This window comes from Thalassomonas actiniarum (assembly GCF_000948975.2).
Taxonomy (GTDB): Bacteria; Pseudomonadota; Gammaproteobacteria; order Enterobacterales; family Alteromonadaceae; genus Thalassomonas; species Thalassomonas actiniarum.
This window is the reverse complement of record NZ_CP059735.1, coordinates 5,290,415-5,305,638: the sequence shown is the minus strand read 5'-3', so window position 1 is coordinate 5,305,638 and position 15,224 is coordinate 5,290,415. Positions and strand designations below refer to the sequence as shown.

Below are 15,224 nucleotides of genomic sequence, written 5' to 3'. Positions count from 1 at the left end.
AGGTTTTCCTATGGTTATTCAGCCAAAAATTCGTGGTTTTATTTGTACAAATGCTCACCCTGCGGGTTGTGAAGCACATGTAAATGAACAAATCTCTTATGTCAGAGCCCAATTGCAGGCGGAAACTAAGCCTAAAAATGTTCTGGTGATCGGGGCGTCTACCGGTTATGGCCTGGCTTCACGTATTACCGCCGCCTTTGGTAACAATGCTAAAACCTTGGGGGTTTTCTTTGAAAAGCCGCCGACAGAAAAGAAAACGGCTTCTGCCGGTTGGTACAATACCGCCGCGTTCCAAAAGGCAGCCGATGAAGTTGCCCTGTGGTCAAAAAACATCAACGGTGATGCTTTCTCTAATGAAATCAAAGAAAAAACTATTGATGTTATCAAAGAAGATTTAGGCCAGATTGATTTGGTTGTCTACAGCCTGGCATCGCCACGCCGTACCGATCCCGTTACCGGCGAAGTTTATTCATCGACTCTGAAACCTATTGGTCAGGATGTCACCACGAAAAACTTAAATACTTCGAAACGCATTATCGATGAAGTGTCTGTCGAAGCGGCCAGCGAAGATGAAATTGCCAATACCGTTAAGGTCATGGGCGGCGAAGACTGGGAATTATGGATTAATGCCCTTAAAGAAGCTGGTGTACTGGCGGATGGCTTTAAAACCGTTGCTTATACCTATATAGGTAAAGAGCTGACCTGGCCGATTTATGGTAAAGCTACCATAGGCCGTGCCAAAGATGATTTGGACCGGGCATCAAGCGCCATTAAAACCGCTACCGCCGATATTCAGGGGCAGGCTTATGTGACTTCTCTTAATGCGGTAGTGACTCAGGCAAGCTCGGCTATTCCTATTATGCCCTTGTATATTTCCGCCATGTTTAAAGTGATGAAGGGCGACGGCACCTATGAAGGTTGTATCGAGCAAATTCAGGGCTTGTTCCGTGACAATTTATACGGTGAAAACCCGATCCTGGATGATATGGGCCGTTTACGTCAGAACAATAAAGAACTTGAAGACAGCGTTCAGCAACGGGTGACGGATATCTGGAACAAGGTAACTACAGAAACCATAGATGAATTAACCGATTATAGCGGTTATCATCAGGAGTTTTTACATCTGTTTGGTTTTGAACTTGCCGGTGTTGATTATGATGCCGACGTCAGCCCGCTGGCAGAGATCAATAACCTGGTTTAATTACCGGCGATAACTTGTTGGTTTATAGATAAACCAACAAGTTATCTTTGTGATAAAGCCGTTTGCAGGTAAAAGAAAACTTCAATATTCTCGCTAATAGTGAAGTAATTCGGCTGTAAGCGACAAAATTGACTTTTATTGTCCCCGGTCAAGCCCGGGATCCTTCCTTTGTAATATAAAACCTCTTGGTTATTGTTAAACCATTTTTGCCTGAAATTTGACCGTTATCCAGCTCGGCAAAGCTTTCTGTCACCTGTTTATTTTAGCGCAAGCCAAAGTTTTGCTGCATTTGCAGGCAGGATGGCAATTAATCGTCTAAATTGTAATGAAAAATGACAATGGCCCGTAGAATAAAAAACAGCTTTTTGCTAAAATCGCGCCAGATTTTTAACTTAGAGCCAGCGGATGTTAATTTCTTAGGAAATTAGCTGTTCTGCTGAAATACACTGAAATCGATTATTTATCTTACTTGGTTATTGTTTAAATCTTTGTTTATTATGCTGTTTGGATGTATTTTCAGGCCGTTGTTAAGTAATGGTTAAACACGTCAGGTACGTTAGATTATTGATTTTGATACTCCCGTCAAAGTAGTGCAAGTGTTTATGATTACGATAAAAAAAGGTCTGGATGTTCCTGTAGTCGGAGCTCCCCAGCAGGTAATCCATGATGGTCCGACCATCAAAACCGTTGCAACACTCGGTGAAGAGTTTGTGGGCATGCGACCAACTATGTTTGTTAAAGTAGGTGATCGCGTTAAAAAAGGTCAGGATCTTTTTGAAGATAAAAAGAATCCAGGCGTTAAGTTCACAGCTAATGCTGCCGGTGTTGTTAAAGAAATCAATCGTGGTGAAAAGCGTGTTTTACAGTCTGTTGTTATCGAACTCGATGGCAATGAACAGGAAACATTCAAAAGCTATTCTGCCAATGAGTTAGCCTCATTAGCACGTGAAGATGTGGTTGCTAACCTGGTTAATTCAGGTTTGTGGACCGCTTTACGTACCCGTCCGTTTAGCAAGATCCCTGCTATCGACAGCGAGCCAAAAGCCATTTTTGTCAGCGCTATGGATACCAATCCGTTAGCGGCAGATGCTGAAGTGGTTATCAAGGATAACAGCGAAGCTTTTCAGCATGGCTTAGAGATCCTGGCCCGTTTAAGCGGTGAAGTTTTTGTTTCCAAGGCCCCCGGAGCGAACATTCCGGTAGCAGCCAATGCCAAGGTGAACGAGTTTGCCGGTAAGCATCCTGCAGGTCTTGTCGGCACCCATATCCATTTCCTTAAGCCGGTCAGCGCCGAAAATGTTGTCTGGCACTTAGGTTATCAGGATGTGATCGCTTTTGGTAAACTCTTTACTACCGGCGAACTGGATAATAGCCGTGTGATTTCCCTTGCTGGTCCTGCAGCAAAGAATCCACGCTTGGTTCGCACTACTTTAGGCGCTAATACCGCTGATTTAACTAAAGGTGAAGCCAAAGAAGGCGAACTTCGTGTTGTTTCCGGCTCTGTATTATTAGGTGCTAATGCCCAGGGTGTTCATGCTTATTTAGGTCGTTACCATGTACAAGTTTCTTTGCTGCTTGAAGGCAGAGAAAAAGAGTTCATCGGTTATATGTATCCGGGTCCTAATAAATTCTCGGTAACCCGTGCTTTTATGTCGCATTTCTTCCCGAAGAAGTTGTTTAACATGACCACTACGACTAACGGTAGTGCGCGAGACATGGTGCCAATCGGTAACTTTGAGCGTGTGATGCCATTAGATATTTTACCAACCATGTTGTTACGTGATTTATGTGCCGGCGACACCGACGGTGCACAGCAGCTTGGTGCCTTGGAGCTGGATGAAGAAGATTTAGCCTTATGTACATTTGTTTGCCCCGGCAAAACAGATTACGGCGTTGTTCTTCGTGAATGCCTAACTACCATAGAGAAGGAAGGTTAGACATGGGCTTGAAAAAGTTTATTGAAGATATTGAGCCGCATTTTGAAAAAGGCGGCAAACATGAGAAGTGGTTTGCCCTTTACGAAGCCATTGCTACAGGTTTATTCACCCCGGGTTATGTCACCAAAGGCAAAACCCATATACGCGACAGTATAGATTTGAAGCGTATTATGATCACCGTCTGGTTGGCAGTCTTCCCGGCGATGTTCTTTGGTATGTACAACATAGGTTACCAGGCGGTTGAAGCCATGGCGGCCGGTTATGCCTTACCTGATACCTGGCAAGTAGGTTTGTTTGAAATGCTTGGTGGCAGCCTGGGAGCAGATTCCGGCTGGTTCTCCATGATGCTGTACGGCGCCGTGTTCTTCCTGCCGATTTATGCCGTGACTTTTGTCGTCGGTGGTTTCTGGGAAGTCTTGTTTGCCGCGGTACGTAAGCATGAAGTCAACGAAGGTTTCTTCGTGACTTCTATTTTATTTGCCCTGATCGTACCGGCTTCTATTCCTTTATGGCAGGTGGCTATCGGTATTACCTTTGGTGTGGTTATCGCCAAGGAAATCTTCGGCGGTACAGGTAAAAACTTCCTGAACCCGGCATTAGCGGGTCGTGCCTTCTTATTCTTCGCTTACCCGGGGGAAATCTCAGGTGACGCGGTTTGGGTGGCTGTTGACGGTTTCTCCGGTGCTACTTCACTGGGTGCCTTCGCCGCTGCTACACCTGGCACTATAGATTACAGCATGAATGCTGACTGGTGGGATGCTTTCTGGGGCTTTGTTCCCGGCTCTGTCGGGGAAGTTTCTACTGCGGCTATCTTATTAGGTGGTGCTTATATCCTTTATAAAGGTATAGCGTCATGGCGCATCGTTTTAGGTGTGTTCCTGGGGATGGCGGTAACGGCTACCTTGTTTAATGCTATCGGCAGCGATACTAACGCTATGTTTGCCATGCCTTGGCATTGGCACTTGGTAGTAGGTGGTTTCGCCTTTGGTATGATGTTTATGGCAACCGATCCGGTATCTGCTTCATTCACCAATACAGGTAAATACATGTTTGGTGCCTTAGTGGGTATTATGGTGGTCTTAATTCGTGTGGTTAACCCGGCTTTCCCTGAAGGCATGATGTTAGCTATCTTATTTGCCAACTTATTTGCGCCACTGTTCGATTACTTTGTGGTACAGGCAAACGTAAAACGGAGGCTTGCACGTAATGGCCAGTAATAAAGAAACTTTCGGCAAAACGCTGATTTTTGTTTTCATTGTTTGTTTAGTCTGTGCGGCGTTAGTTTCTATTTCCGCCGTTGGCCTGAAACCCTTGCAAACGGCTAACCGTTTGCTGGATCAGCAAACCAAGATCTTAGAAGCTGCCGGCTTGTTAGAGCAGGCAGGTAAAGATATTAAAGGCACTTACGGCAAATATGTTGAAGCTAAGATGATTGACCTGAACTCAGGTGACTTTGTCGAAGGCAATACCGATATGTTTGACGAACGTCGCGATTCCCGTGACATGACGAAAAGTTCCAAGCCTAAAAACGATATCGCCGGTATTAACCGTCGCGCTGATAATGCCGTCATTTATTTGATTAAAGATGACAGCGGCAAGGTCACCACGGTTGTATTGCCGATCATCGGTAGCGGTTTATGGGATCTGATGTCCGGTTTTGTCGGTTTAGCCCCAGATTTAAATACCGTACGCAGCTTGGTTTACTCCGAGTTAAAGGAAACTCCGGGCTTAGGTGCCGAAGTACTTAACCCTAACTGGAAAGCCTTATGGCCGGGTAAGAAAATGTTTGATGAGCAAAACAATGTTGCCATCAAACTTGTTAAAGGCGGTGCTAAAGCCGGTGATACTTACGGTGTTGACGGTTTATCCGGTGCAACATTAACCAGTAACGGCGTAGAGAATACCTTGCACTTCTGGTTAGGTGATGAGGGTTACGGTCCGTTTATCACTAAATTCCGCACTCAACTTCGTGACGGAGGAATGTAATCATGGCTTCAGAAGCTAAAAAAGTTCTTACGGCTCCTATAGTCGACAATAACCCGATTGCGCTGCAGGTACTGGGTATCTGTTCAGCGCTGGCGGTCACCAGCTCTATGGCCAACGCCATGGTTATGACCATAGCGGTAGTTTTGGTTACGGCATTTTCGAATTTATTTATTTCGATTATCCGTAACCAGATCCCGTCCAGCGTGCGTATTATCGTACAAATGGCGATTATCGCTTCCCTGGTAATCGTGGTTGACCAGGTACTTAAAGCCTTCTCTTACCAGTTATCGAAAGAGTTATCGGTTTATATCGGCTTGATCATTACCAACTGTATCGTCATGGGCCGCGCCGAAGCTTTTGCCATGAAGGAAAAGCCTGGTGTGAGCTTCCTTGACGGTATCGGTAACGGTTTAGGCTACGGCTTTATCCTGATCACCGTCGCTTTCTTCCGTGAGCTGTTCGGTTTCGGTACCTTGTTTGGTATTGAAATCCTGCCTTTAGTGCAAAATGGCGGCTGGTACCAAGGTAACGGCTTATTAGTCTTACCTTTTAGTTCATTCTTCATTATCGGGTTGGTTATCTGGGCGATTCGCCAGGCTAAACCTGACCAAGTAGAGAAGGATTAATCGTGGAACATTATTTAAGTATTTTTATTAAGACCATATTTATTGAAAATATGGCATTAAGCTTCTTCCTTGGTATGTGTACTTTCCTGGCGGTTTCCAAGAAAGTCAGCACGGCTATCGGCCTAGGTGTTGCGGTTGTTGTGGTTTTAGGTTTAGCAGTTCCTGCTAACCAAATCATTTATCAGGCCATTTTGGCACCTGGCGCTTTAGACGGCCTTATGGGCATTACCGATCCGGCTAAATCCATTGATTTGAGCTTCCTGTCTTTCATTACCTTTATCGGCGTGATTGCAGCCTTAGTACAAATTCTGGAAATGGTATTGGATAAATATTTCCCTGCCTTATACCAGGCCCTTGGGATCTTCTTACCTTTGATCACGGTAAACTGTGCGATTTTCGGTGCGGTTTCTTTCATGGTAGCGAAAAACCTGACCTTAGGCGAAAGCGTTGTTTACGGTCTGGGTAGCGGTGTTGGCTGGATGCTGGCCATCGTGCTACTGGCGGGTCTTCGTGAGAAAATGAAGTACTCAGATGTACCGGACGGTTTAAAAGGTTTAGGTATTACGTTTATTACTGCGGGATTGATGGCGTTCGGCTTTCTTTCTTTCGGTGGTATCTCCCTGTAAGGTTAATGTCGGTTCTGACTTAGTGTCTAACTAGTCAGAACCCTTAGAGAAGTGTAAAGGAAAAGTCGATGGAAATAGTTCTCGGCGTATCGATGTTTACCCTAATAGTACTGGCATTGGTATTGGTGATCTTATTCGCTAAATCCAAACTGGTATCTTCGGGAGACGTAACGATAGCAATAAATGGTGATCCGGAAAAATCGGTCACTACAGCGGCTGGTGGCAAGTTATTAGGCGCTTTGGCGGATCAGGGCATTTTCGTGCCTTCTGCCTGTGGCGGCGGCGGCACTTGTGGCCAGTGTCGTGTCCATGTTCATTCAGGCGGCGGTGATATCCTGCCGACCGAATTGGGACATATCACTAAGCGTGAAGCGAAAGAAGGTTGTCGTCTTTCATGTCAGGTTGCGGTTAAGCAGGACATGGATATCGAATTAGAAGATGAGATCTTCGGTGTTCAGCAATGGGAATGTGAAGTTATCTCTAACGATAACAAAGCTACTTTCATTAAAGAGCTGAAGTTAGGTATCCCTGACGGCGAGTCTGTACCTTTCCGTGCCGGTGGTTATATTCAGATTGAAGCCCCTGCCCACCACGTGAAATATAAAGATTTCGATATTGAAGAACAATATCGCGGCGACTGGGAGCACTTTGGTTTCTTCGATGTAGAATCTAAAGTGGATACCGACACGTTGCGTGCCTACTCAATGGCGAACTATCCGGAAGAAGAAGGCATTATCATGCTGAACGTGCGTATCGCTACGCCGCCTCCGGGTAAGCTGCATTTGCCTGCCGGTAAGATGTCTTCTTATATCTTCAGCCTTAAGCCTGGCGATAAGGTAACGATTTCCGGTCCGTTCGGTGAGTTCTTCGCGAAAGAAACCGATGCGGAAATGGTCTTTATCGGTGGTGGTGCCGGTATGGCGCCTATGCGTTCCCATATCTTCGATCAGCTTAAGCGTTTGAAATCCAAGCGTAAGATGAGCTTCTGGTATGGTGCCCGTTCATTGCGTGAAATGTTCTATGAAGATGACTTTAACGGCCTGGCGGCTGATAACGACAACTTCGAATGGCATGTTGCCTTGTCAGATCCACAACCGGAAGATAACTGGGACGGTATGACTGGCTTTATCCACAACGTATTGCATGAAAACTACCTGAAGGACCATGAAGCGCCTGAAGATTGTGAATACTACATGTGCGGGCCACCTATGATGAATGCGGCCGTTATCCATATGCTTAAAGATTTAGGCGTGGAAGACGAAAACATCATGTTGGATGACTTCGGCGGCTAATTTTTGTTTCAAGCGTCATTGCTTGGTTTAGAACAAAACTTGTTTCAATGTAGAGGCGGTTGTCTGGTTTTAGACAATCGCCTTTGTTTTTTCATGCATAAAAAGTGATTTGTCCAAATGAAAGTAACTCAAGGATTTAAGCGAGCCCGGTTTATGATGTTGATGTTTTTGCGGTTAAGGACCTGGCTGGGACTGCTGACGCTGGCCTTTTTGTTTTCCTGCTCTGAAAGTGATGAGCGGGTCGGTAAACAAGAGGTACTGCTCCAGGGAAATACCATGGGTACTACCTATACCGTTAAGCTGATCGGCGATGAGCAGGATGTTAAGGATAAAAAAGTTCATCAGCAAATAGAGACTTTGCTTCAGCAGGTGAACCAGGAAATGTCCACCTATATCCCCGACTCGGAATTATCCCGGTTTAACAACTCGGGCTCTGCTGGCGCCGTTGCTGTGTCTCAAGGACTGGAGCGGGTGGTCAGTGAAGCGATACGCTTAGGAAAGCTCACCGGCGGCAAGCTCGATGTGACCGTGGGCCCTTTGGTAAACCTTTGGGGATTCGGCCCGGAATACCGCCCGGAAACCGTGCCAAGCGATGAGTTGCTTGCCAGTACCAAGGCGAAAACCGGTTTGGATAAACTTAGTTTAAGCGAGCATAAGCTGGCCAAGGCAATCCCTTCTTTATATGTCGATTTATCGACAATTGCCAAAGGTTATGGCGTGGACATGGTGGCTGAGCTGGTAGAGCGTAACGGTTTTGATAACTACCTGGTGGAAATCGGCGGCGAAATGCGTTTAAAGGGCTTTAAACATAACGGCTCCTTATGGCATGTTGCCATTGAAAAACCGGTTTCGACCGAGCGGGCGGTGCAACAAATTATTGTGCCTAAAGATAATGCGGTGGCTACCTCGGGTGATTACCGGATTTATTTTGAAGCAGACGGCCAGCGTTTTTCCCATATTATTGACCCGGATACCGGCAAACCTATTAACCATAAGCTGGTCTCGGTGACCGTTATTCACCCTTCTTCGATGACGGCGGATGGCCTGTCTACGGCGATGATGGTGATGGGAGAAAAGCAGGCGATGGCGTTTGCCGAGGAAAATGATCTCGCTGCTTTGTTTATAGTTAAAACTCAAGATGGCTTTGAGCAGCAAAGCACGTTAAAATTCGTACAATTTTTGAAATAGCCGGTTTGTTTGCTCTGTCTAATCAATACCGCCTTGGTTTAATCCCTGGGTTAATTGTTTGGGCAGAGATAAGATTAAGCTGTATAGAGGTCATATATGACAATATTTTTAATCACTTTAGGGTTCTTTCTGGTCATCGTTATGGCTATGGCCGTAGGGTATATCTTCCAGCAAAAGACCCTGGCAGGCAGCTGCGGCGGTTTGTCGTCTATGGGCATTGAGAAAGCCTGTGACTGTGACAACCCTTGTGAAAAGCGCCAGGAGCGTGAACGCAAAGCGGCGTTGAAGCAAGAAAACAGCATAGATATCAAAAATATTTAGCTTTTACAGGCTTTCACTGTCATCCATGACACCAAGGGATACCATACATCCTGTATAGCCCCTTTCACTGTCATCCATGACACCAAGGGATACCATACATCCTGTATATAGAAAACGAGCAACCTGGTTGCTCGTTTTTATTTTTCGTGGTTGATTTTTGCGGTTAAAACCTTTTAAACGATCCTTTCCACAAACCAGTAGACCCCGGTCACGGCGATAACCAGGCTTAACGGTTGTACTATGCGCTGGCGATACCAGTGCTTGCTTTGCCACCACCAGACACAGGCAAAAGCCAGCAAAATAACGGCAAGCTGCCCCAGTTCAACCCCGAGATTAAAGGCGATTAAACTTAACACATATTGCCCCGGGGCCAGTCCTAATTCCAGTAATACCGAGGCAAAGCCTAAGCCGTGTAATAAACCGAAGGCGAAGATGACCAGGATGCGCCATTTTTTTAGTTGCAGGGCGAAGATATTTTCCACCGCCACATAAGCAATGGATAAGGCAATGAGCGGCTCAACAATAGTGGCGGGTAAATTCACTACGCCAAAGATCCCCAAGCCTAAGGTGATGGTATGGGCCAAGGTAAAAGCACTGACTTGCCATAGCAAGGTCGACATCTTGGTTGCCAATAAGAACAGGGCCAACACGAATAAGATATGATCTAAACCTTTGGGGATAATATGCAACACCCCCTGGACGGTGTAATCGATAAAAGTGGTAATTTTCGCGGCAAGCTCGCCGGAAAAAGACATTTGCTGATTTAAGGTAATGGTTTCACTGGTTTTTCCCGCCAGGACAAAAGTCTGATAGGGACGTGCCAGCGCCAGGGAGACATCCCCCAATATTTCAGGGAAACTCACGTTAACTTCTGCGCTATCGTCCGGCATATCGCCGTAACCGGTAAAGGTGAGCTGGTAACCGGAAGTTCCCGGTGGATTTGCCAGGATCTGTTTTACTTGCTGCAAGCTCGGGGCTTGCAGGCTAACCAGCGGAAAAACTTCTTGGTTGAACTTGATGACGGTTTGCTGTTGCAGCCGGTTTTTACTGGCATACAGGGCTTTCATCAAGGCGGGCAAAGGGAGTTTCTTCAGCGCCGGGATCAGGGTTTTATCATTATTTTCCAGCCCGGTTTCCTGCTGCAGCAGGTGCACTATATCGAGCTGCAATTCGAGCATATATTCGTTGTCGCTCAGAATAAAAAGGCTGGCCTGTGACGGGCTGCTGACATGGGCATTAGCATATGTACTTAAAAATAATAAAGAAAACAGCAGGTAAAATGGGGCTCTGAAAAATATCACGTCGGTCTCTGTATCAGCTAAAGAGCTGGTTAAGGTATATCATTTGCCTGGGCGGGGAAAGCTGATTTAATGAATTTCTACACCCGTCAACTTCTGCCACCTTTGGTCAAGAAGCACTTGCATTGTCCGTACATTTAATTAAACTGTATGTATGAACAGTGTTTGGTGCGGTTAGTTTTCAGAGGGGGGTGTCGGGTGCGTAAAATAATTCATATTGATATGGACTGTTTTTATGCGGCGGTGGAAATGCGGGATAATCCCGAGTACCGTGATATCCCTTTGGCCGTTGGCGGCAGCGGGCCGAGAAGTGTGCTTTGTACCTGTAATTACCAGGCCCGTGAATACGGTGTTCGCTCGGCGATGCCGGCGGCCAAGGCACTGCAATTATGTCCGGATTTAAAAATTGTCGATGGCCGCATGGCGGTTTACCAGGAGATTTCGCAAAAGATCCGCGCCATCTTTTTACGTTATACCGACATTATCGAACCGCTGTCGTTAGATGAAGCCTATTTGGATGTTTCCGACAGCAGTGAATGCCATGGCAGCGCCACCCTGATTGCACAGCAGATCAGGCAGGAAATCTTTAATGAGCTTAACCTGACTGCTTCGGCAGGCATTGCCCCGAATAAGTTCCTGGCGAAAATTGCCAGTGATGAAAATAAACCTAATGGCCAGTGTGTGATCTCGCCCGATAAAGTGGATAGCTTTGTTGAGCAGCTGCCGCTGAAGAAAATTCCCGGCATAGGCCCGAAAACGGCGGAAAAGCTGAAACAGTTTGGTTATCACACCTGTGCCGATGTCCGCAGCAGCAATGTCAGCAAGTTGCAGCAAATTGTCGGCAAATTTGCCTTTTCCCTCTATCAGCGCAGCTTTGGCCTGGATGAACGCGAGTTGGAAACTTCCCGTTTGCGCAAGTCATTGGCAATTGAAACCACCTTGGCACATGATATCAGCTCTGTGGAATGTGCCGATGTCGTCAACCACCTTTTTCCTAAATTAGTGCAGCGGCTGGAAAAGCACAGCGACAGAAGCATTACCCGCCAGGGGGTGAAATTGAAGTTCGCTGACTTTAACCAGACCACAGTGGAATTGCAAAGCCAGGAGTGCGATCTGGAATTTTTCCTGTGCCTGTTAAAAAAAGCCCTGGCGAGAGCCGATAACCGCGGTATTCGCCTGGTGGGCTTAACCCTGGGATTTGCCGAAAAAGAGCAGGGCACCAGCCAGCTAAGCTTGCCGATATAAAATCTCAGGCAACTTTTTGTTCACTTCTTAAGCTTTCTCTATATAGTAAGTCTCTAATATTACTCATATCTTAGGGATGAAAAATCATGCGATCGTTTTTGTTAACTCTTGGTTTAGGGGTTTTGCTGCTTGGTGGCGGACAAAGTTTTGCCAACCGCTTTGCTTCGGTGAAGATTACGGCCGAGCAGGTGGCCGGTAATGTCTATATGTTGCAGGGGGCGGGAGGCAATATTGCCGTGCTGGCCACGGACCAGGGGCTGTTGATGGTGGACGATCAATTTGCTCCCCTTGCCGAACGTATCGAAACCGCGATGAAAGGTATCGGCAGTGTTGATAACCCGGGATTGAAATATATTGTTAATACTCATTTTCATAAGGACCATACCGGCGGTAATGCCAACTTTGCCGCCAAGGCGCCTATTTTTGCCCATGAAAATGTCCGGCAACGTGTCAGGCAGGAGCGCCCGGATGAGCTGGCTGCTTTACCTGTAGTGACTTATCAAAACGGTCTTACGGTATATCTGGCGGATGAAGAAATACAAATCACCCATTTACCCGGCGGCCATACCGACGGTGATTCGGTGGTTTATTTTAAAAAAGCGAATGTCCTGCATACCGGCGATCTGTTTTTTGAACTCGGCTTTCCCTATGTCGACCTCAAGCATGGCGGTAATGTTAAAGCTTATTTAGCTAATGTAAATGCGCTGCTGGATAAGGTGCCGGATGATGTCAAAATTATTCCCGGGCACGGTAAATTAACCGACAAAGCCAGGTATAAGGTTTTTGCCCGGATGATAGATTATAGTATCAAGCGGGTGAGCCAGGCATTGGCTGAGGGTAAGTCAGAGCAGGAAATCCTTGCGATGGGCATAGGTGAAGATTATCAGCACTGGTCCTGGTCTTTTATCAATGAAGAACGCTGGCTGCAAACTCTGATCAGTGATTTAAAGTGATGCTTGAATATTCAGGCATTGAGCAGCAAGCCAGCCAAATAGGCCACCAAGAAACTCATCCGTTCCTGGTGGCCTATTTTTTATTCAGGCATGAAGCGTTAATTTTCGCTTAGGATTAATTCAACGGCGATTTCAGCAGCAGTATTCGTGTCGGGATCGCTTAAGCGAATTGATGTGGTATAAGTGTCGGCGACAGAGAATAGCGTATGGTCAATTTCAACGGTTAATTGTGCCAATTCGCCACTGTTATCCTGGGTGAAGATTAACCCCGCATCTTCAGCCACCTGCCAGTTTTCACCTATGCCTGATATGGTCACACTTTGGCTGGGGATACTTTCGCCGACAATACCGGCAAAGGTTAAGCTGGTTGTTGAGGTGGTAAATTGCACCAGGTTGGTAAATGAAAGGGTATTCACTTCGGCTATGCTGGTGTTGTTAATTATCAGCCGCCTGTTATCGTTTGATATATCAGCAGAAATCGCACCCAAGTCAGTAAGGTTATCCCGCGCCTGCATTGAGGCTACTAAAGTTTGCTGGTCATCATAAATATGGGCATCCAGGCTAAAGGTATTGCTGCCAAGAAAAGTGGCAATAAGAAAGTGTGCTTGCTCGTTGTTATCTTTTGTCAGGGCAACTGTGCTTTGTCTGGTATTTTCCGGTGCTTCTACCTCAGTCTCGATTAATCCTTGATCGGTAAAGTCGCTGCCATCAAAACTCAGCCATTGTGTGGTTGGGCTGAGCAGGTAAATATTGGCTTCATCATTGGTGACGATAAAATCACGAATAGTATCGTTATCGGCCAGACTTTCCGGTCGATAGCTGTGCCTGAGACTCAAGCTGATATTATTGCTGGTGAAGTCATTGACCTTGGCCTCATAGCGTTTGAAGGTGGCATTGCTATCATCCAGGGCAAACAGAGCGCCGGTCTGGTTGGCCTGTTCAATAGTCGTTGCGCTAAAGATATCACTGGTATCCCAATAGAGTTGCTGCAAGTTTTCATCGGCAATTTCAACGCGCTCAGTGACAACAAAATAGCGACCGGCAAAGCGTACAAATTTCACTGCTTCCGAGGTGATAGACACTTCACCGAGAGCTGTTGCGCTAATGGCTGTTATGTCAGATAAATCAATTTTGTATCTGTGAATAACCGTTTGTGATTGTCCGCTTTCATCCTGGGTTGTTTCATCGGCACGCCCCAGCATGAAACCGCCTTGGGGATGTATTACCAATTCCTTTAACAAGGTATCTTGTGGTGATATCTCCACCGAGGTGATCAGCTCATTGCTATACAGGTGATAAACCCGTAGTTCATTATTCATGCCGACATAGATATAAGGCTGTAAAGGGGCATACACCAAGGCATTCTCGTTAATGGCAAGTTCAGAGATATTGGCGCTTTCACTGCTGGTATCACTGTTATAAAGGCTGATGCTGACGGTTTCTGCGAGCAGGGTATTATCTTCAGGTGAGCTAATCGTAATGCTGGCATTATTGAGGGTATTTGCACTTGCCAATAACGGATTGGCAGTAACTTTTAATTGGTTGCTGTCGGCTATCGGCGTCAGGGTTAACCAGGGGGTTTGGGTGCTGGCTTGCCAGTTATAGGAAGAAAGGCTGTTGCTGCTGATGGTGATGGTTTGCTCTGTTGCATCGATATCCGGGGTTGAGGTGAAAGCCAGGGTGTTGTCATCGGCAAACAAATAACGGTTATCCAGGCCAAGCTCTACCGGGAAGTTCATATCACCATTGGTACCGGTGACGATAATATTGCCCTGATACAAGCCAGAAGCACTAAAGCCGCTGAGATCCGCTGTTACCGTAAACTCGGTGTTTTCAGTGTCTGCCTGGGTCTGTACCGTTAACCAGTCCACGTCTGAGCTTGCGCTTAAAGTATCGCCATTATGGGTAACAGAAACCGTCTGGCTGTCTGTCGTCGCAGCACCGAAAGTTTCGCTAAAAGTCATTAATTGCCATACCAGCAAGGAAACATCTATATCGTGATGAGCCAGGTTTCTGTCGGCGGTGCTGCCGGTAGACAGGCGTAATGTGCTGTTATACAAGCCCTGGGGTAAGAAAACCGGGCCCGCTTGAGAGTTAAATTCTGTGACCACATCAATATAAATGATGGCCGAGGTGGCGCTGACGGTTTCGGTGCGGTAGTTGAGCCAGCCGGTGGAGGCGGCATCCGGTGAGTAACCCACCAGCAAGCCTTCGCCGTCAAAGCTGACGTTAACCGCCAGGGTTTGTTCAGATGCGATGCCTGCTTCTGTACTGAAAGTTACCTTGCTGGTATCGGCTGAAATGGTAAAGGTCGGGGCATTGTTACCTGAGCCGCCGCAAGCCTGCAGCAATAAAATCAGGGTAAACAGGCTGAAAAACTGTTTTATGATTAGTCTTGGTCCCTTCATACAGGTCCTTGTTTTATTTGATGAGTTTAGTCGGTTGTAGTTAACGCAAATATTTTGCGTGATAATGGCGTTAAAGTATAGCGAAAAGCCGCGGCAAAAGATGATTTGCCTTTTTCTTGAGGAGAAAAGCCATCCTCCGGCTT

13 protein-coding genes are annotated in these 15,224 nt (G+C 46.4%); 11 read left to right on the top strand and 2 right to left on the bottom strand.

Translation table 11 applies throughout. From position 1 onward, the window contains the following. The first annotated feature begins 10 nt into the window (after positions 1–10). The 9 genes from fabV (at position 11) to nqrM (ending at position 9,177) form a co-directional block, all read left to right on the top strand. On the top strand, positions 11–1,201 hold the full coding sequence (gene fabV / locus SG35_RS23155) for an enoyl-ACP reductase FabV (protein ID WP_044830482.1): 1,191 nt from the start codon (positions 11–13) through the stop codon (positions 1,199–1,201). Positions 1,202–1,803: 602 nt separating this feature from the next. Next, entirely contained in the window at positions 1,804–3,138 is a 1,335-nt protein-coding gene (locus tag SG35_RS23150; protein WP_044830481.1) for a Na(+)-translocating NADH-quinone reductase subunit A, read from the top strand. A gap of 2 nt (positions 3,139–3,140) precedes the next feature. After that, positions 3,141–4,355 carry an NADH:ubiquinone reductase (Na(+)-transporting) subunit B gene (locus tag SG35_RS23145; protein ID WP_044830480.1) on the top strand — a complete coding sequence of 405 codons (1,215 nt, stop codon included), beginning with the start codon at positions 3,141–3,143 and terminating at the stop codon, positions 4,353–4,355. After that, positions 4,345–5,124, top strand: coding sequence for a Na(+)-translocating NADH-quinone reductase subunit C (locus SG35_RS23140; RefSeq protein ID WP_044830479.1), 780 nt, complete (start codon positions 4,345–4,347; stop codon positions 5,122–5,124). The genes SG35_RS23145 and SG35_RS23140 overlap by 11 nt, the downstream gene beginning before the upstream one ends. A 2-nt stretch (positions 5,125–5,126) precedes the next feature. Further along, positions 5,127–5,750: an NADH:ubiquinone reductase (Na(+)-transporting) subunit D gene (locus SG35_RS23135; RefSeq protein ID WP_044830478.1), complete on the top strand. Its 624-nt coding sequence runs from the start codon at positions 5,127–5,129 to the stop codon at positions 5,748–5,750. Positions 5,751–5,752: 2 nt separating this feature from the next. Further along, a complete protein-coding gene (gene nqrE / locus SG35_RS23130) occupies positions 5,753–6,376 on the top strand; it encodes an NADH:ubiquinone reductase (Na(+)-transporting) subunit E (protein WP_044830477.1) in 624 nt (207 codons plus the stop codon). Positions 6,377–6,444: 68 nt separating this feature from the next. Next, positions 6,445–7,668 (top strand): NADH:ubiquinone reductase (Na(+)-transporting) subunit F, encoded by a 1,224-nt coding sequence (gene nqrF, locus SG35_RS23125; RefSeq protein ID WP_044830476.1) that lies wholly within the window; start codon positions 6,445–6,447, stop codon positions 7,666–7,668. Positions 7,669–7,821: 153 nt separating this feature from the next. Further along, entirely contained in the window at positions 7,822–8,856 is a 1,035-nt protein-coding gene (locus SG35_RS23120) for an FAD:protein FMN transferase (protein WP_053042731.1), read from the top strand. Positions 8,857–8,952: 96 nt separating this feature from the next. Further along, positions 8,953–9,177 carry a (Na+)-NQR maturation NqrM gene (gene nqrM / locus SG35_RS23115; RefSeq protein ID WP_044830475.1) on the top strand — a complete coding sequence of 75 codons (225 nt, stop codon included), beginning with the start codon at positions 8,953–8,955 and terminating at the stop codon, positions 9,175–9,177. Positions 9,178–9,350: 173 nt separating this feature from the next. Here nqrM and SG35_RS23110 read toward each other — a convergent pair whose 3' ends face one another. Further along, positions 9,351–10,478 (bottom strand): HupE/UreJ family protein, encoded by a 1,128-nt coding sequence (locus SG35_RS23110; protein WP_044830474.1) that lies wholly within the window; start codon positions 10,476–10,478, stop codon positions 9,351–9,353. Between the two features lie 195 nt (positions 10,479–10,673). Between SG35_RS23110 and dinB the strand changes: the two genes are divergently transcribed. Beyond that, a complete protein-coding gene (gene dinB, locus SG35_RS23105) occupies positions 10,674–11,720 on the top strand; it encodes a DNA polymerase IV (protein ID WP_201777738.1) in 1,047 nt (348 codons plus the stop codon). Between the two features lie 86 nt (positions 11,721–11,806). Beyond that, positions 11,807–12,673 (top strand): MBL fold metallo-hydrolase, encoded by an 867-nt coding sequence (locus SG35_RS23100; RefSeq protein WP_053042730.1) that lies wholly within the window; start codon positions 11,807–11,809, stop codon positions 12,671–12,673. Positions 12,674–12,771: 98 nt separating this feature from the next. Here SG35_RS23100 and SG35_RS23095 read toward each other — a convergent pair whose 3' ends face one another. Next, positions 12,772–15,081, bottom strand: a complete 2,310-nt coding sequence (locus SG35_RS23095; RefSeq protein WP_044830472.1) for a hypothetical protein — start codon at positions 15,079–15,081, stop codon at positions 12,772–12,774. Positions 15,082–15,224: the final 143 nt, after the last annotated feature.